This window comes from Acidaminococcus sp. AM33-14BH, assembly GCF_003603525.1.
Classification (GTDB): Bacteria; Bacillota; Negativicutes; order Acidaminococcales; family Acidaminococcaceae; genus Acidaminococcus; species Acidaminococcus intestini.
The window spans coordinates 38,815-55,649 of the sequence record NZ_QTNG01000002.1; the positions used below are offsets into that span (position 1 = coordinate 38,815).

Annotated in this window: 16 protein-coding genes; 2 read left to right on the forward strand and 14 right to left on the reverse strand. The window is 50.1% G+C overall.

The window, feature by feature from the left end; translation table 11 throughout:
- Window positions 1-14 precede the first annotated feature (14 nt).
- Complete coding sequence (locus DW817_RS01645) at window positions 15-545, reverse strand: DUF441 domain-containing protein (protein ID WP_016459933.1); 531 nt, start codon at window positions 543-545, stop codon at window positions 15-17.
- Window positions 493-1,278, reverse strand: a complete 786-nt coding sequence (locus tag DW817_RS01650) for an HAD hydrolase family protein (protein WP_009016276.1) — start codon at window positions 1,276-1,278, stop codon at window positions 493-495. The genes DW817_RS01645 and DW817_RS01650 overlap by 53 nt, the downstream gene beginning before the upstream one ends.
- 283 nt (window positions 1,279-1,561) lie before the next feature.
- Between DW817_RS01650 and DW817_RS01655 the strand changes: the two genes are divergently transcribed.
- Window positions 1,562-1,942, forward strand: a complete 381-nt coding sequence (locus DW817_RS01655) for a hypothetical protein (protein WP_009016277.1) — start codon at window positions 1,562-1,564, stop codon at window positions 1,940-1,942.
- A gap of 33 nt (window positions 1,943-1,975) precedes the next feature.
- Entirely contained in the window at window positions 1,976-3,451 is a 1,476-nt protein-coding gene (locus DW817_RS01660) for a sodium-dependent transporter (protein WP_120110714.1), read from the forward strand.
- A gap of 50 nt (window positions 3,452-3,501) precedes the next feature.
- Here the strand turns inward: DW817_RS01660 and DW817_RS01665 are convergent, their stop codons facing one another.
- From DW817_RS01665 to gctB, 12 genes are all read right to left on the reverse strand, one after another.
- The gene (locus DW817_RS01665; protein ID WP_009016279.1) at window positions 3,502-4,245 is read right to left on the reverse strand and encodes an EFR1 family ferrodoxin; all 744 of its coding nucleotides are present in this window, start codon (window positions 4,243-4,245) and stop codon (window positions 3,502-3,504) included.
- On the reverse strand, window positions 4,242-4,634 hold the full coding sequence (locus tag DW817_RS01670; RefSeq protein WP_021736611.1) for an acyl-CoA thioesterase: 393 nt from the start codon (window positions 4,632-4,634) through the stop codon (window positions 4,242-4,244). Before DW817_RS01670 ends, DW817_RS01665 begins: the two co-directional genes overlap by 4 nt.
- Window positions 4,631-5,224 (reverse strand): GDSL-type esterase/lipase family protein, encoded by a 594-nt coding sequence (locus DW817_RS01675; RefSeq protein ID WP_009016281.1) that lies wholly within the window; start codon window positions 5,222-5,224, stop codon window positions 4,631-4,633. The genes DW817_RS01670 and DW817_RS01675 overlap by 4 nt, the downstream gene beginning before the upstream one ends.
- Window positions 5,221-6,153 (reverse strand): ketopantoate reductase family protein, encoded by a 933-nt coding sequence (locus DW817_RS01680; protein ID WP_243634041.1) that lies wholly within the window; start codon window positions 6,151-6,153, stop codon window positions 5,221-5,223. The genes DW817_RS01675 and DW817_RS01680 overlap by 4 nt, the downstream gene beginning before the upstream one ends.
- Before the next feature lie 36 nt (window positions 6,154-6,189).
- Window positions 6,190-7,410, reverse strand: a complete 1,221-nt coding sequence (locus DW817_RS01685) for a M20 family metallopeptidase (RefSeq protein ID WP_021736622.1) — start codon at window positions 7,408-7,410, stop codon at window positions 6,190-6,192.
- Between the two features lie 171 nt (window positions 7,411-7,581).
- Window positions 7,582-8,115, reverse strand: coding sequence for an anaerobic ribonucleoside-triphosphate reductase activating protein (gene nrdG / locus DW817_RS01690; RefSeq protein ID WP_120110721.1), 534 nt, complete (start codon window positions 8,113-8,115; stop codon window positions 7,582-7,584).
- 12 nt (window positions 8,116-8,127) lie between these two features.
- Complete coding sequence (nrdD, locus tag DW817_RS01695) at window positions 8,128-10,254, reverse strand: anaerobic ribonucleoside-triphosphate reductase (RefSeq protein ID WP_026385659.1); 2,127 nt, start codon at window positions 10,252-10,254, stop codon at window positions 8,128-8,130.
- Window positions 10,255-10,826: 572 nt separating this feature from the next.
- Entirely contained in the window at window positions 10,827-11,966 is a 1,140-nt protein-coding gene (gene hgdB, locus DW817_RS01700) for a (R)-2-hydroxyglutaryl-CoA dehydratase subunit beta (protein WP_014128098.1), read from the reverse strand.
- 2 nt (window positions 11,967-11,968) lie between these two features.
- Entirely contained in the window at window positions 11,969-13,402 is a 1,434-nt protein-coding gene (gene hgdA, locus DW817_RS01705; protein WP_009016067.1) for a (R)-2-hydroxyglutaryl-CoA dehydratase subunit alpha, read from the reverse strand.
- Window positions 13,403-13,436: 34 nt separating this feature from the next.
- Window positions 13,437-14,219: a (R)-2-hydroxyglutaryl-CoA dehydratase activase HgdC gene (gene hgdC, locus DW817_RS01710; RefSeq protein ID WP_009016068.1), complete on the reverse strand. Its 783-nt coding sequence runs from the start codon at window positions 14,217-14,219 to the stop codon at window positions 13,437-13,439.
- A 24-nt stretch (window positions 14,220-14,243) separates the two neighbouring features.
- Window positions 14,244-16,004, reverse strand: coding sequence for an acyl-CoA carboxylase subunit beta (locus DW817_RS01715; RefSeq protein ID WP_009016069.1), 1,761 nt, complete (start codon window positions 16,002-16,004; stop codon window positions 14,244-14,246).
- A gap of 25 nt (window positions 16,005-16,029) precedes the next feature.
- Complete coding sequence (gctB, locus tag DW817_RS01720; RefSeq protein ID WP_009016070.1) at window positions 16,030-16,833, reverse strand: glutaconate CoA-transferase subunit B; 804 nt, start codon at window positions 16,831-16,833, stop codon at window positions 16,030-16,032.
- Between the last annotated feature and the right edge of the window lie 2 nt (window positions 16,834-16,835).

A 16,835-nucleotide genomic window follows, 5' to 3' on the forward strand; every position in this document is an offset into this window, starting at 1 on the left:
TAAGACTTCCTTTCTTAGGAACCCATGAATCCCAGCATCTTCAAGACGGTCAGGATCACATAGGTTATACCCCCGGCAATCAGAGGTCCTACGGCAACTCCCTTGAAGAAAATAACGCCAAGGACAGTTCCAATCATAAGGGTCAGGGTAATCTGGGGATCGGTCGTCATCATGGCGATTCCCCACCGACCCAGTAGGGCGACAAGCAGACCAATAAAAAGCGCCAAGATAGCAACGCCGCCTGAAAGACTGGCTTTCATTTCCGCCGGACCGATCCGGCCGTCAATAATAGGAACCAAGATGGCAACAGTAAGGATAATCACTCCCCAGTTGATCCCGTGACCAGCGACATACTCAAGAGCGCTGTGGGGCAGCAGGAAACGCAGGGCCAATAGGATCAGGCAGGAATAGACCATGCTCATATTATGACCAATGAAGCTTACAGCCAAAAGTGCAAGGATGAGACCAATTCCGAGCATAACGACTCCTTTCCTAAAACGGTGCAGCAGGATCCTCCGGCAGCCAGCCAAAATGGCGGCAGGCATAGAGGATGCCCCCTTTGTCAACGTCTTTGGTGATATAATCAGCTCGCTTTTTGAGGATTGGGCGAGCATTCCCCATAGCTATGGAAAAAAAAGGCTTACGGAACATGGCAAGATCATTGAGGCCATCACCAAAAACCACGGCATCATGCGGATTGGCATGCAGCAGGGCCATCATTTTCTCAATCCCCTTCCCCTTATCAACAGGTTCCACAAGATAGGTATCGTCGATAAAAGGTAAATGAGGCAAGCCATGGGTTGGCGCAGGGGACTTTCCTGCCTTTTCCCGCGCATAAGTCACTTTATAGACGTTCTGCAGGGACTCGATATCTACCGGCCCAACAAGAGTATTCATATAGTTGTGCGGATCATCCCGCGGATAATCCGCATAGGGCGTATAACGGTCATAGGTGTTGTCAATCACCACCGCCCAAGGCTGACGGCGCTGCTCCAAATCGCGAAGAAGGGCCTTTACCGGCTCAAGGGGAAGGCCTTCCATCTGGAGGAGCCTGCCGTCTACAGTAAGGCTGTTCCCGCCATCGGCAACGAGACTGCCAATACCATGAGCAGAAGCAAACTGCGCCGCATCATACTGGAGCCGTCCCGTAGCAAGGGCCACAAAATGACCGCATCGCTGAAGTTCATCAAGGCAGTACTGTGTATCAGGAGGAACCACTTTAGTAATGCCTACCCCCAAGGTCTGATCGATATCAAAGAAGAAGTATTTTTTATGCATCGGTCGAAAAGGCTCCTTCCCGCTTCAATAAAAGCGAATCCCTGTTATTATAACATAAAATAAGGGCCTCTAAAAATGACAGATTTCAAGAAATCGTGTCCTCAAAATAGGCATTACGTACCGCAGCAAGGGCATTTCCTTAGTCTGAGCTGTTTCAAAAGAAGCAATGTTATCAAAACGTCCCTTTTTCCCACACTTTTTTCACATTTCCTATTTCACTTTTCTTCAATGAATAGTAAAATAATGGAATCATGTTATTCCAAACAAAAAAGGAGGTTTCCCCATGGTCTTTCCTTTCCATAGGGCATCCCAAAAAACGGACAGCCCACGTTCCCACGGCAGGATCACAACCGTCATTGCTCTTTTCTTAATGGCACTCCTTGCAGGGGGCCTCTTTTTCCAAAATACAGCCCTAAAAGCAAAAGAACGGGAAAAAGCCCGCCAGGAAGAAATGGTCAAACGCCAGCAGGCGGATAAGGCCCGCGCCCTGAAAAAAGCGAAAAAAGAGACCGGCGTGCGTCAGCCCATGAGTCCGGGCCTTCCTCAGTCGGGGCAAAAATCCCTTCCCAAGGGATCCACGCCGTCTACCCCGCCTCAGTCTCCCGTGCAGCAGCCCCTTCACGCAGCTCCGCCTACGCCGATCAAACCGATAAAACCACGCTGATTCCACTCTTTATAAAGAAAGCAGGTGTCTAGCATGAACGACAGCAATAATCCTATGGACTCTTTTGCCACCCGCATTGGTTTCATCCTTGTATCCGCTGGATGCGCCATTGGCATCGGGAATGTCTGGAAATTTCCCTATCTCTGCGGCCAGTTTGGCGGTGCCGCATTTATCCTCATCTATCTTTTTTTCCTGCTGATCATGGGCATTCCGGTGATGATCTGTGAATTCGGTATTGGCCGCGGCAGCCGGCGCAGTGCGGCCCGCAGCTTTGATATCCTGGAACCAAAGGGAACCCGCTGGCATCATTTCAAATGGATCAGCATTATAGGATGCTATATGCTCATGATGTACTACACGACCGTCACGGGTTGGATGCTCTATTACTGTTATCTCCATTTCATCGGAACTTTTGTAGGCGCCGCGCCGCAGACCGTCGTCGCAACCTTTGGAGCCATGCTCCAAAGCCCCAGGACCATGGGGTTTTGGATGATTCTTGCCTGCCTATTTGGTTTTGTGGTCTGCTTCTTCGGAATCCAAAATGGAGTGGAGCGCATTACCAAATTTATGATGGTCCTTCTCCTAGGCCTCATGGTCATCCTTGCCGTCCATTCCCTCTTCCTTGAGGGAGCCGAAGCGGGGATCCGTTTTTATCTGGTACCGAACATTGATGCCCTTGCAAAAATTGGCTGGGGCAATGTCATCTTCGCCGCAATGAGCCAGGCATTTTTCACCCTCTCCATCGGAATCGGAGCCATGCTGATCTTTGGGGCCTATCTTCCCCATGGCCGCAGTCTCCTCGGAGAAGCGGTCACCATTACGGCACTTGATACCTTTGTTGCCCTCATGGCAGGATTCATCATCATCCCGGCCTGCTTTGCCTATGGCATCAAGCCTGATGCAGGACCAAGCCTGATCTTTCTCACCATTCCAAACCTCTTTGTAAAGATGCCCGGCGGACAGATTTGGGGCATGCTCTTTTTCATCTTCCTCTCCTTTGCTGCACTGTCAACCGTCATTGCCGTCTTCGAAAACATCATTGCCTTTGGCATGAACCTCAAGGGATGGACCCGTCGCAAGAGCGTCCTCATCAACATTGTCCTCATTATTTCCCTATCGCTTCCCTGCGTTCTGGGTTTCAACCTCTGGTCGGACTTCCAGCCTCTGGGACCGGGATCCGGCGTCCTTGACTTAGAAGACTTCATCGTATCAAATAACCTGCTTCCACTAGGAAGCCTTGTTTTTGTCCTCTTCTGCACAAAGAAAAATGGCTGGGGCTGGGAACGATTCCTGGCAGAAGCCAATGAAGGAACGGGCATGAATGTCCCTTCCGGCATCAAGAATTACCTCATGTACGGCCTGCCGTTCTTTATCCTGGTCATCTACCTCAAGGGGTATTACGATATGTTCATGCCCCAAGGGCTCGCCGTCTTTGTAAAATGGCTCTTCATGGCAGCCTGCTTCCTCGGTTTCATCATCTATGGAAGTACGGGCCGCAAAACAGAGTAACGACATCAAAAAAGGATCTCTCTCCATTTTGGGAAAGGGATCCTCTTTTTTTACCGTCCTGTAAATGGGACATTGGGATGATGGTACTGATCTTCCTTCAGGATGTGCCGCTCCCGAATAGTAATGGCCTGTTTGGGGCAGGCGTGAAGGCAGGCAAGGCAGTACGTACAGGTTTTCCCCATATGAACCGCATCCATGCCCAAGGATAGGTTCCCTACCGGACAAAGGCGCACGCAAAGACCACACTTGACGCAGCGCGCCGCATCCACACCAAGACGGAACCAGCGTCTGCCCAGGGACTTCCCCAAGGAAGTCCGGAAAAAGGAAGCCATGAGGGAGCCCTTGATGAGGGACCGGTCAGAGGTCCTGTCCTTGATCTTTTGGACAAGTTGGGGCAGGGCTTTCTCCGCCGTCACGAGTTTTTCATAAGCATAGGCAATATGCTGGCGCACGGCAGGCGTACTATTTGCCACCATGGCAAGATGGGCAGCGAAGGCAAGGTGTTGCCCCTTTTTTTGCAGGGCATTGTCAATACTCTGAAAAGCCGCACCGAAACTCGTTCCACTTGTGGCTACAGCAAAAAGATAAGGGGTCCCGGGAAACGTGAGACCTTCCAACGCGTCTGTCACAAAGTCCGGTGCATCCCCAAAATAGACGGGAAAGACGATTCCCACAACAGGATCCCGATCCTCTACAGGGCCCTCTTTCAGGGCGTGAAGGGAAAGGTTCAGGGATGTTGCCAGTTGGGAGGCAATAAAATAGGAATTGCCAGTCCCTGTAAAGTAATGAATCATGGTTCTTCTCCTTCCAGATGCCGCCGAATGGGAAGGGGGCGGCCCGTTTCACTGATGGACACATAGACAAAAACGGCGTCAGCGGCAAGAACCCGCTCACCTCCTTCTTCCACGGGTTCCAGATAGGCCTTGATTTCCACATCCAAAGAAGAGCGGCCCACATGAACAACACGGCCTTCAAGTTCAAGGACACGGCCATAGTGAATAGGCACATAGAAATTCATGCCCTTTACAGCAGCCGTTGTCACCCTTGTCCAGACAAAACGATGTGCTGTTATGCCCGAAAGTTCATCCATCCAGGCCATCAGGGTACCGCCAAAAAGATGACCCGCTGAATTGGCCATCTTGAGCATGACAGACCTTGTCATGACGGATACATCACGGCTCATACACGATCTCCCATAAGAGGACGGAAAAAGTCCACAAACGCATCGGCAAGCGCGGCATATCCTTTTTCATTTGGATGGATACCATCAACAAGGAGATTTTCACTGGCTTTTTCTTGGATTGCTTCAAATACGGCCTCCATATCAAAGAAAGGAAGGTCACGGCGTGCAGCCTCTTGTTTGAGGAACTGCCGGTAGGCCTTTAGGGCTGCATCATGTTTAGCAAATTCACTGGGAAGCTGCCATCCCTTTTCCGTGCTTTCCGGCCGCGCCAAGATAGGGCTTCCCAGCATAATGAGGGGGATGCCGCCTTCTTTTGCCGTATCAAGGGTCACGCAGATATTTTCTTTCATCTTTTCCAGGGGTTCATCAAGCAGAACATCATTGATGCCGCATTGAATAAAGACGCCGTCCGGGGCTTCTGCCAAGGCATCGCTGCAAAACATCCCCCGCATAAGGATGGTCAGGCGACCGCCGGCAGCATGATTGACAGCCGTAAAGCCAAGCTTTTTGGCGGCAATTTCCGGCCACGTGGCGGCAAGGGCAACATTGGTGCAGCTGACGAGGCTGTCTCCGACGAATACGATTTTCATCTTGTTTTCTCCTTTTGGACGGTCTCAAGTCTTTGACGAATGGCTTCATCTATTTTTTTGGTCACAGGGACAGGAACTGCATATTTTTTAGCCATATCAATAAGAAATCCGGAAAACAGTTCCAGTTCACCGGCTCGCCCCAAGACGATATCCCGGGAAAGAGAGGTCGTCTCCATTCGGTCTTCTTTTTGGGTGATACGTTCAAAATGGGCCCGTTTGAGATCATTAGGCAGGATAACACCCATCGCGCCAGCAACAGCCGCACTTTCTGCAAGCAGGCCCTGGATCAGGTTCTTACTTTCTGGTTCAGCAAGGACGCTGCCCAAAGGTTTTCCATAATAAGCCGTAATAAGGTTCAGTGCACAGTTAAAAATATACTTTTCCCACGTCTCAAGGCGGATATCCAAGGTTTCATAACAGCGAAACCCCGGATGGATGAACAGGTTATGGACAGCGGTCACCGCTTCTTCATCATCGCCGCCTATATAAAGACGCACCACTTTGCCTCGTTCATGGATTCCATAGTGTTCATCCATTTCACTGTTGATGTACAGGGCCGTATCCACGATACGCCCCACAGGAAGGATGCGGCGCAGCCACGTTTTGTGCTCAGCTCCATTCATGATGGGAACGAGGATGGTTCCATCTGTCACAATGGGTTTGATGTTTTCCAGTGCTTGCGTCAATTGGTCAGCCTTGACGCAAATAAAGATGACGTCCTGTGCTGGAAGCTGGGAAGCATCTTCGACGACAGGCAGCTGCAGATGAAGCGTTCCCAAGGCATCACTTTCCACATAAAGTCCCTGCTCAATAAGGGCCTTTTTGTGATCTTTCCGAGCAATCAAGGTCAGATTCCCTGATTCATATTTTTTTAGGTATCCGGCAAGGTAACCTCCGACCCCACCGATCCCAATAATGGATATTTTCACAAAATCACCTCTTTGCATTTTGGTACTCCGGCGCCTCTAAGAAAGGCTTCCATCTTTTTGGAAAAAGTCATGATCTGCTGAAAGGGCGGCGAGGGCCTTGATGGCTACGCCAGCCATCAGCCGAGATCCCACTTCAAGAGCCTTTTCATCAGGGCAGCAACGAGCATTATGAAGCCCGGCAGCCGGTGTACCAGGGGTACTGCAGCCTAGCCACAAAAAGGCCCCTGGCACTTTTTGAAGATAAAAGCCAAAGTCTTCGGCCGTAAGATCCGGTTCCACATGAGCCATGACAGCCTCTTCGCCCAGTGTTTCCTGAGCCGTCTGCCTGACAAGTTCAGCCGGCTTGGGCCAGTTCATCAGGACCGGATAACCTCGAAAATAGTTAAATTCATAAGTGATGCCTGCGCTTTGTTCAAGTCCCTTCAGGATGCCCTCAAGCCACTGGGGGATATGGTCCCTCGTTGTTTCGTTAAGGGTCCGGATGGTTCCCTCTAAGATACAGGAACCGGGCACTACATTGTAACGGCTCCCGCCGGAAATGGTTCCCACATTGATGGTTGCTGTATCAAGGGGGCTCACACGCCGTGAAACAATATGGCTGACTTCCTGCAGAAAATCAGCGGCAGCCAAAATGGCATCAACCCCCTCATGGGGATGCCCCGCGTGGGCCGTACGCCCCTTGATAGTGACACGGAACCGGTCAGAAGCAGCCATGAGGGGACCACCTTTGATGCCAATTCTACCTACGGGATAGCTAGGCCAGACATGAAGGCCAAATACACCGGAGACCCCGTCAAGGAATCCATCCTTCATCATGAGCCGGGCGCCGCCTGTAGGTGACAGTTCCTCCGAGGGCTGAAAGAGGATACGAACCGATCCAAACAAGTCATCGCGGCGCTGCAGAAGCCGCAGGACGGTTTCAAGCAGGATTGCCATATGGACATCGTGACCGCAGGCATGCATGACGCCTTCATTTTGGGAAGCAAAGGGCAGCCCTGTTTCTTCCCTTACAGACAGGGCATCCATATCGGCGCGAAGGGCAATCAGCGGGCCCTCTGACTTTCCTTTGAGGGTCGCCGCCACTCCATAGTGGCCCGTTCCCCTTACAGGGGAGAGCCCCCACTCTTCAAGAAGCGAAAAAATCTTGGCACTGGTTTCCGCTTCCTGGGTGCTTATCTCTGGGTGAGCATGAAAATAACGACGGCATTCCCGCCCTATTTCTACGATTTTCTCTTCAGACAGCGCAGCTGGGTTCATTTCAATCCACCTTCCTTTATAAAAAAAAGAAGCGCATACTCGTATTGTATCACGGATAGGGCCCATGCGTAAGAGGCAAGTCCCTATTCCAAGAACGCCTTTGGCTTTTCATCATCCGGAGATAGAAAAAAGACCGCGAAGAGGGAGCATCTCTTCACGGTCTGTTTTGCCTTAGGCAAATTCCGCACCGTCCCAAAGGATAATCTTCTTTTCCTTGAGAGAGCGGGGTACATCAATGATTCGCTGGTTCCTGCTGCCCTTGAAGCGCAGGTTGAGGTCCTTTTCAGAAAGGACGAATTCCCCGTCAACAAGAACGTCCAAATAGCCCAGCATTTCCATCGTAATGGATGGGTCACCCAAGCGCCCTTTCAGCATATCTTCATCAAAGAGATAGCCGCTGTAGCACCAAATGGTCTTTTGAGGATAGTGCTCACGCACATGGCGCAGGACGCCAACAAGAACCGCTTGATTTTCCGGTTCAAAGGGCTCCCCACCCAAAAGGGAGAAGCCCCTGATATAGTCAGGTTCCAAGGCTTCCATGATTTCCTTGACGGCATGTTGGTCAAAAGGCTTGCCATAAGAAAAATCCCAAGCTTCCTCATTGAAACAGCCTTTACAGTGATGGGTACAGCCGCTTACGAAAAGGGAGACACGGACACCCGGTCCATTGGCGACATCTGTTTTTTTGATAGCGGCATAATTCACGGTGCGGCCCCCTTACAGATGAAGGACGCGGGACTTGATTTCCTTCGTTTTCCCGACGTTCCAGAAGTTTTCGCCCAAATAGCCACAGGTCCGGCGCACAACATTCATCTTACTCTGGTCCTTATTATGACATTGGGGGCATTCCCATTCCAAGTTGTCATTGACCTTGATTTCTCCGTCAAATCCGCAGACCTGGCAGTAGTCGGACTTTGTGTTAAATTCGGCATACTGGATATTGTCGTAAATAAAGCGAACAAGGTCTTCCACAGCTGTCGGATTCTTCTTCATATTAGGAATCTCGACATAGGAGATGCAGCCTCCTGTAGAAATGGGCTGGAACTGATTTTCGAACTTGAATTTGCTGAAAGCATCGATATGTTCACGGACATCAACATGATAGGAATTGGTATAGTATCCTTTGTCCGTAATATCCTTGATAGTGCCGAAGCGTTCCTTGTCGATGCGGGCAAACCGGTAGCACAGGGATTCAGCCGGGGTTCCATACAGAGAGAATCCCAGTCCCGATTCAGCACGCCACTTCTTGCAGGCCGCGTTGAGGTGCTTCATGACACGCATAGCAAATTCCTCGCCTTCCGGTGTCGTGTGGCTGCATCCCTTCATGGCCACCGTGCATTCATAAAGGCCGATATACCCCAACGACAGCGTGGAGTAGCCATTTTCCAAGAGCTTATCAATGGTTTCGCCCTTCTTTAGACGGGCAATGGCCCCGTTTTGCCAATGGATTGGGCTGACATCGCTGCGAATCCCCTTGAGGGCATTATGACGGACCATAAGTGCTTCACGGCAGAGTTCCAAGCGTTCGTCAAGGAGTTTCCAGAACTTATCCTCATCGCCCTTGGCAATGATGCCAATCTGGGGCAGGTTGATGGAAACAACCCCTTGATTGAAGCGGCCTTCAAATTTATAGTGTCCATCCTTATCCTTCCAAGGTACGAGGAAGCTTCGGCATCCCATGGGGGAAAAGACATTGCCTTCATAGTTTTCGCGCATCTTCTTGGCCGAAATATAGTCCGGATACATCCGTTTGATGGAGCAGCGTACAGCAAGCTCAGTCAAGTAATCATACTTACCACCCTTGAGGCAGTTATTTTCATCAAGGACATAAACCAGTTTCGGGAAGGCCGGAGTAACGTAGACACCGGCTTCATTCTTGATGCCTTCCAAACGTTGCTTGAGGATTTCCTCGATGATTTGAGCATTTTCTTCAATGTACTCGTCCTTGGGATCCAAATGAAGGAAAAGGGTTACGAAAGGAGACTGTCCATTAGTCGTCATCAAGGTATTGATCTGGTACTGGATTGTCTGGACACCGCTTGCCAGTTCTTCCTTCATGCGGGCATCGAGGATTTCGTTGAGTTCCTTTTCACTCAGTGAACCTTGGGTGGATTCCACAAGGCGTTTACGGAACTTATCCCGGCTGCGGCGGAGATATTTGCCCAGGTGGGAAATATCAACGGACTGTCCGCCATATTGGGCAGACGCGACAGACGCAATGATCTGGGTCATGACCGTGCAGGCAACTTGGAAGCTCTTTGGGCTTTCAATGAGTTTGCCATGCATGACCGTTCCATTATCCAGCATATCCCCAATATTGATAAGGCAGCAATTGAACATGGGCTGGATAAAATAGTCCGAATCATGAAAGTGAAGGATACCTTCATCATGAGCACGGGAAATCTTTTCCGGCAGCACAATCCGGCGCGTCAAATCACGGGATACTTCTCCGGCAATAAGGTCACGCTGGGTGGAAACCATAACGGCGTTCTTGTTGGAATTTTCTTCCATGACATCCTTGTTCTTGTTGCTGATCAGAGACAGGATGGATTCATCCGTCGTATTGGCTTTACGGACAAGGGCCCGGTTGTAGCGATAAATAATGTAGGCTTTGGCCAGTTCGTAACGGCCGCGGTTCATGATCTGCTTTTCGACCATATCCTGGATATCTTCCACAAGGAAGCGTTTCCTTTTCTTTCCTTCTACGAAGGAGGCGATGGTATCAATATCAGATTCCGGAAGTCGTTCTCCCTCCTCCACTGCTTTATTGGCCTTTTGAATGGCAACCACGATCTTATGCCGATCAAAGGATACAGTTGACCCATCCCGCTTTATGACTTGCATTCCCATCGCACTCATCCTTTCTTGATTTTTCTCTTATAGAAGGTGAAAGAACACGCTGTCCTAACGTGCCCTTTGCTGACCAAACATAAAAGCATCCGCTCCCTTTCCTTAAAAAAGCGGTGGAATAAAAAGCGAATCCGCCCAGAGCGATTACGCATATAGAATACACCATATTGGGTCGGAGCGCAAGAAAAATATCAACATATAGTGCTATTTGGGTAATTTTTCACGGCTACTACACAACACCTAGTTTGCACATTTGTCATGGACAGAGGTTACGATTGAGCATAAAAAGAAAGGACTGGACAATTTTCCAATGAGAAGATTTTGCTTCACAAAGTCACGCTAACATGCCATTCTCATCATAGAATGGCAGGAGGAAACAGGATTACACTTTTTAAACACGATTAATAGACAAAGAGGAGAAAAATCCACTGAAATATCATGAGAATTTTTTTCCTTCCTTTATCCGTTAGTAATGTTTGTAATAATTATTACATCTTGATAAAAGCAGCCAGAAACATCCCCATATGAAAAAGGCTGCCCCCAAAGGGACAGCCTTTTTGCAATCATCAGAGGCTTTCAGCAAATGCTTCGAGAGCCGTCGTAGCTTGACCAAAGTCACGGGTCATTTGATCGACGCCAACTTTGATATGAGGAATGTGGTGACGATCCAGCGCCTTCTTCAGGTCAGGATATTCCATTTCCTCAGGATCGCAGAACTGCATCATGAAGACAATGACGCCTTCAGCACCGCTTTCCTTCACAAGGCTGCAGACATGTTCATTTCTCGTATCTTCCTGGTAGGAAGGATCGTAGAGGAGAACATCGTTGCCCTGTTTGGAGAACTGGACAGCCAGTGCCTGCAGGCCATTATCCAGGTCTTCCGGAGCATCCACAGCGAAGCTGCGGCTTTCATAAGCACAGTCATCAGCAGCAATGGCGAGTTTGTTGTCATCAAGGGCTTTCAGGATGCCAGGCATATTGTAGATAATTCCGGAAACGACAACCTTATGGCCATCGAACTTGCCAACAGGAGCAGCGGCCAGTTCTTTGTTGAGGGCTTCCAGTTTGTCCGAATATTCATCCTTCAGCATGAAGTAAGCTGCACGCAGAACGGCTGCACGAACAGAAGCAGGGATCAGGTCAGGATGGGCGTTCGTCAGCTTGCAGAATTCGCGGCGGGCCTTACGGCTGCGATTATACACTTTGATGGCATCAAGGATGGCATCATTGGTGATTTCATGACCGCAGATTTCTTCCAAATGGCCTTTGACTTCATTGTATGCGTCATAGGTGAACTGCTTGCCGGCAGCATTCTGACGGACCTGAGGATGAGCCAGGAAGATAACAGGCATCTTGTCTTTCATGGCAACCTTGAAGTTCTGACTCATCGGACGCAGGGTATCGCACAGAACCGGCGTAATGATTCCGTCAATATCATCGAGGGTCCCATCAAGCAGCATTTCGAGGGACTGCTGAGCAATCGTGCAGTAGAAGGTTGCACAGTATTCCTTGGAACGGATCTGCTGTTTGCCGTTGCTGCCCCAGATTCCCATCGGAACCATACCAGCAGCATAGACGAGTTCTTCCGGAACATAGTAAGGCAGGCAGCCAATTACTTTTTTGCCTTGACCCTTATATTTGGCCAACATGGTCTTCGGGCTGGCAGATACTTTTTTGAATTCTTCAATCAGTTCACTGATAGCCATTGTCAATTCCCCTTCTTTGCGTCATTTGCTTCCATGGCTTCGACCAAGCCCTGTACACGCGTTTCATACTGAGCAGCGTTGAAGTTTCTCGGGTCAGCCTGGTCACCGTCGAAGCCGGCGGTCGGAATGCCCAGATCCTTCGTGAAGCGGCGCTGCATTTCAGGCATGTACCCGCTCCAAGGTTTGCAGGAACGGTTGTAGTGGACCAGAACGCCGTCGACTTTGTTGTCACGGATAAGACCCTCACGCCAAGCAACACCTTGTTCGATGGAAACGGAGTTCGGAGCCTTGCAATAAGCCTTGACGAGTTCATCAAGATTGTTATAAACAAAGCCAAAGGCCGGTGCGTACACAACGCCCGTGATGTTAAGGCCGTTAGCTTTGAGCGGCTTGAAGAGGTCAGGCAGTTTCGGCCAGCAAGGAATGCCTTCGAACATGATACGATGCTGTTCCTTGAAAGGAGCGGTCGTCGTGCCGTTCTTGACGTGTTCTTCCAGTTCGCTGGCGAGCAGTTCGAATGCTTCAGCAGCTTCGACACGGCCGCGGGCCGTTACGACGTCAGCCATATGGTTGAAGAGGTCAAAACCGTTGAACGGGGACGGTTTGTACTGGAGGTAGTCACAGACCTTCAGCCAAGCTTTTGCCGTACGGTTGGCGTTTTGGCAGCACTGTTCAAACTTATCTTCGTCGAACTTCTTGCCGGAAATTTCTTCCATTTGACGGATAGCCGTATCGAGCTGGCTGCGGATATATTTGACGTTGGCTTCGTTGACATGGTCAAATTCATTGTAAGGAACGTCGATCATGATGAGGGGAATGTTATGACGGCGGGCAATGTCTTCATACCATTTGGTCATGCAGTTGCAGATGTTGTTGCAACACAGAACGAAGTCCGGCATCGGCATGGTCATCTGACGATATTTATGAAGCGCGTTCTGACGGCGGGTCTTTTCTTCTCCGTCCGGAAGGGCAGCAATTTCATAGATATTATCCGTCGTTGCATACGGTTTCAGGGTCTTCGGATCCTTGACCGGCTTACCATTTTCATCGAGGACTTTATTGCCATTGGCATCTTTCAGGGGTTTGCCACTGTTCGGATTGATGACATAGTTGCCATCTTTATCCATTTTGTTGGCACCACGGTAACCAGCAGCATAAGCCAAGGAAATACGGGAATAACCACAGATATCGTTGTCATAGCCCAGGTCTTCAGCAGCCTGACACATAACTTCGCCGTCACGGTTAGCTGCAATACCGGCAGCCTGGTTTTCAGGGTAACCAACATGCAGCCCAAAGGATTCAGCCAGTTCGCAAGGGAACTTGGAAGACGACCAGCCTACAGGTTCGCCAGCTTCTTTAGCTTCTCTCAATTCACGATAAACTTTTTCAACTACGTCTCTTAATGCCTGGACGCCAGGACTTACAGTTTTTGCCATAATGATCCTTCCTTCTTTTCATCAAGTTGAGCGCTTACTTGCTCGCCTTTCGATATGCATAGAGAGCCGCTCCCAAGGCCCCATTGTACTGGGCCAAGGGAGATGTCTTGATTTCTACGCCAAGGCCTTCCTCCAATGCATGGACAATGCCGTAGTTTTGTGCCACCCCACCGGTCATGGCCACGTCTGGAGAAACCCCGACGCGGTTGACAAGACCAATGACACGGCTGGCAACGGAACGATGGATACCGGCAATGATGTCGATTTTATTGGTTCCTTTCGACAGCTGACTGATGACTTCCGATTCCGCAAAGACCGTGCAGGTTGAGCTGATAGGCACACGTTTTGTAGACTGCGCCCCCAGCGGAGCAAGATCACTGACCTTGACTTCGAGGACACGGGCCATAACATCGAGGAAACGTCCCGTACCTGCGGCACATTTATCGTTCATCTGGAAGTTGGTCATCGCACCATTTTCAATATGGATAACCTTGGCATCCTGTCCCCCGATATCAATGACCGTGTGGACATTAGGCCAGAGGAAATGGGCCCCCATGGCATGGCAGGAAAGCTCACTCATCTGCTTATCAGCAATGCCTTCCAAGGAATTCCGGCCATACCCTGTTGCCAGGGTAAAGGCCAGATCTTCTCTTTTCATGTTGGCACTCTCAAGGACTTCGGAAATGGCACGGGCCGGTCCAGTCGTGCCAGCCCCAACGTCCACGAGGGACTTGGCGACAATGTCTTTGCCATCCTTGAGGATGATGCATTTTGATGCAGTGGAACCAATATCAATTCCGAGGGTATAGATACTCATTCAGTAAAGTTCCTCCTAAGGAAATTATTTCTTCGTGAAGGTATCGAACTCTCTGATGGCTCTTGGCAGCAGCATTTGATGGAACGGGCAAACAGATTTCGGATTCTGGTAAGCAGCTTCGGCGAAGGCTTCTACATAGCCACGAAGGTTAGTGAAATCAACGATTTCATCGACAAGGCCGAGTTCAGCACAAACCTTCGGACGAGATTTCGTATGGAAAGCTTCGATTAGGGCATTCATCTTGTCTATGGTCGGCTGCAGGTCCTTGCCGGCTTTCTTATCTTTAGCAAGACGTCTGGAATACATAGCCACAGCAGCGGTTTCGCCGTTCATGACATAGATTTCCGTGGCAGCCGTGCCAATGGAGAACGCGTTCGTATCGTTGCCCTGAGGCCCGCCCAGTACGTAGTGAGCAGCTGCAGAACCTTTTCTCAGAGTAATTTCGAATTGCGGAATGTTGGAATTCTGGATGGAATAGATCAGGGATTGACCCAGACCAAGCAGTTCGGCTTTTTCAGCGTCGTTGCCAACGTCGATACCGGACGTATCCTGGATCCAGATGATTGGCAGACGGTCTCTCGAGCAGAGCGTCACGAATTCGTTCATCTTGATGAGACCCTGCCGATAGAGCTTACCGCCCATACCAACAGCACCGGTCTTGTATTCAGGATAGTTCATCAACAAGCCCATGAAGTTGGCAACAACACCGACCACAAGGCCGTTGACCTTTGCCATACCGGTAATCATTTCAGGGCCGTAACCCTTCTTGTATTCACTGAATTCACTGTTATCAAAGAGTCGGCCAATGACGTTATACATATCATAGGCTCTCTTGTCGTTCAGCGGAACCAAGGAGTAGAGGTCATCCAGAGGCAGGGCCGGTGCTTTCGGATCGTCAACACGGAAGAATTCCGGATTGTAGCTCGGCAGCATGCCAATATATTTTTTGATGCCTTCAAGAACACCTTCTTCGGAAGCATAAACTTCACGGAAGAAACCCGTTTCAGTGTAATGGATATCAACCGCTCCAGGGGGCTCGGTCTTGCCGCTTTTTGCAACAGATTCAGCAATCTGTTCAGCGCCTTCCATATCAATGTAGCCTTTCGGGCTCATTCCGCCAAGGATTCCGGCGCCGCCAACAGCCATATTGGCTTTTTCGTGGGCAATGAGGATGGTCGGGCTGATGGAGTGGTAACCGCCGCCAGCAGGGTTCGTCCCATAAATGCCTACGATAACAGGAATACCGAGTTGGTTCAGTTCAGCATTGCGGAAGAAAGGCGTACCACCGCCACGGCGGTTCGGATAAACCTTTTCCTGTTCGTCGAACTTAACGCCAGAGCAATTCAGGACATAGACAAGAGGGATGCGCAGGGTCTTTGCCGTGTCAGAAGCACGGAGCAGGCATTCGGCCTGGCCCGGTACCCAGGCACCGGCAAGCTTCTTGTTGTCAGAAGCAACGATAACAGCCCACTTGCCGTTAATGCGGCCCAAGCCCTTGACAATGCTGACGGAACCGTTCTTGTTGCCTTCGGGATTGTACAGGGTGTTGAGCGGTCTGAAAGTGCCCGGTTCAACCAGTTTTTCAACGCGCTGCAGTGCAGTCAGCTGACCGGATTCATTCAGGGATTCATCGCTGCGGCCAGCAGACTGGGCGGCTTTGATGAGTTCGTGGATCTCGGCTTCGATGGCTTTCAGCTGAGCTTCGTTTTCCGGATTCGCTTTCTTCATCGGTTTGCCGACCTGCGGCATATGTTCAAAATAACGGGGCATAGAGTAAAAACCCATGTTTTTCGTTCCTCCTACTTATCTCTTATTTGGCTTCCGGCACAGGCACTTTGATGAAAGCTTGGCCCGGGTCAATTTCTTCACGAATCAATTTGATAACGGACGGTTCCGGAGCTTCCAATTCAACAGCGCGGGAAACGTCGATTTCAAAACCCGTATTTTCAATGACGTCTTCGGGGGAAGAGGTCGGATAATATCCAGCCAGGTACATTCTCTTGGTCTTTTCGTCGAATTTGAGGATCCCGCGGTCCGTAACAACCATTTGAGGCCCTACTTCGCCGGGAAGGCCCAGTCTTTCACGTCCGCCAGGGCCATCAATCCAACCCGGGCTGGTCACGTAGTCGATCTTGTCCATGAATCTGCGTTTTTCATGCTGCATCATGATGATCGTATTGGAATAGGTTGCAATGCCGTTTGCGCCGCCAGAACCAGTGAAACGGGTCTTCGGATGATGATAGTCACCAATAGAGGTGGAGTTTACGTTACCATAGGGGTCGATCTGCGCACCGCCGATGAAAGCGATAAGACGGTTTTCCTTATGGAGGTATTCGTTGATTTCAAAACCGACGAAACGAACGTTAGGCCAAATGGTACCGCAGTGAGCCATGAATCTCAAGTCACCAACGGAACGAGGTACTTCAACAGGGGAGCAGTCCATGAGGCCACTTTCTACGATGATGTGGCAGTCCGGAGCATAGACTCTCTTAGCAACGCTGGCACCGATCAAGGGGAGCCCGGTCCCAACGGTTACGACTTGACCATTTTTAATCTGCTTGGCAATGGTAACTGCCTGCATTTCTTTATTGGTGTAATTCGTGTAATCAGCCATCC

What these genes read in the sequence shown, in the direction of transcription:
- DW817_RS01645 (WP_016459933.1), bottom strand. Translation starts at nt 545, where the DNA reads ATGCCTGCCGCCATTTTGGCTGGCTGCCGGAGGATCCTGCTGCACCGT.
- DW817_RS01650 (WP_009016276.1), bottom strand. Translation starts at nt 1,278, where the DNA reads ATGCATAAAAAATACTTCTTCTTTGATATCGATCAGACCTTGGGGGTA.
- DW817_RS01655 (WP_009016277.1), top strand. Translation starts at nt 1,562, where the DNA reads ATGGTCTTTCCTTTCCATAGGGCATCCCAAAAAACGGACAGCCCACGT.
- DW817_RS01660 (WP_120110714.1), top strand. Translation starts at nt 1,976, where the DNA reads ATGAACGACAGCAATAATCCTATGGACTCTTTTGCCACCCGCATTGGT.
- DW817_RS01665 (WP_009016279.1), bottom strand. Translation starts at nt 4,245, where the DNA reads ATGATTCATTACTTTACAGGGACTGGCAATTCCTATTTTATTGCCTCC.
- DW817_RS01670 (WP_021736611.1), bottom strand. Translation starts at nt 4,634, where the DNA reads ATGAGCCGTGATGTATCCGTCATGACAAGGTCTGTCATGCTCAAGATG.
- DW817_RS01675 (WP_009016281.1), bottom strand. Translation starts at nt 5,224, where the DNA reads ATGAAAATCGTATTCGTCGGAGACAGCCTCGTCAGCTGCACCAATGTT.
- DW817_RS01685 (WP_021736622.1), bottom strand. Translation starts at nt 7,410, where the DNA reads ATGAACCCAGCTGCGCTGTCTGAAGAGAAAATCGTAGAAATAGGGCGG.
- nrdD (WP_026385659.1), bottom strand. Translation starts at nt 10,254, where the DNA reads ATGCAAGTCATAAAGCGGGATGGGTCAACTGTATCCTTTGATCGGCAT.
- hgdB (WP_014128098.1), bottom strand. Translation starts at nt 11,966, where the DNA reads ATGGCTATCAGTGAACTGATTGAAGAATTCAAAAAAGTATCTGCCAGC.
- hgdA (WP_009016067.1), bottom strand. Translation starts at nt 13,402, where the DNA reads ATGGCAAAAACTGTAAGTCCTGGCGTCCAGGCATTAAGAGACGTAGTT.
- hgdC (WP_009016068.1), bottom strand. Translation starts at nt 14,219, where the DNA reads ATGAGTATCTATACCCTCGGAATTGATATTGGTTCCACTGCATCAAAA.
- DW817_RS01715 (WP_009016069.1), bottom strand. Translation starts at nt 16,004, where the DNA reads ATGGGTTTTTACTCTATGCCCCGTTATTTTGAACATATGCCGCAGGTC.
- gctB (WP_009016070.1), bottom strand. Translation starts at nt 16,833, where the DNA reads ATGGCTGATTACACGAATTACACCAATAAAGAAATGCAGGCAGTTACC.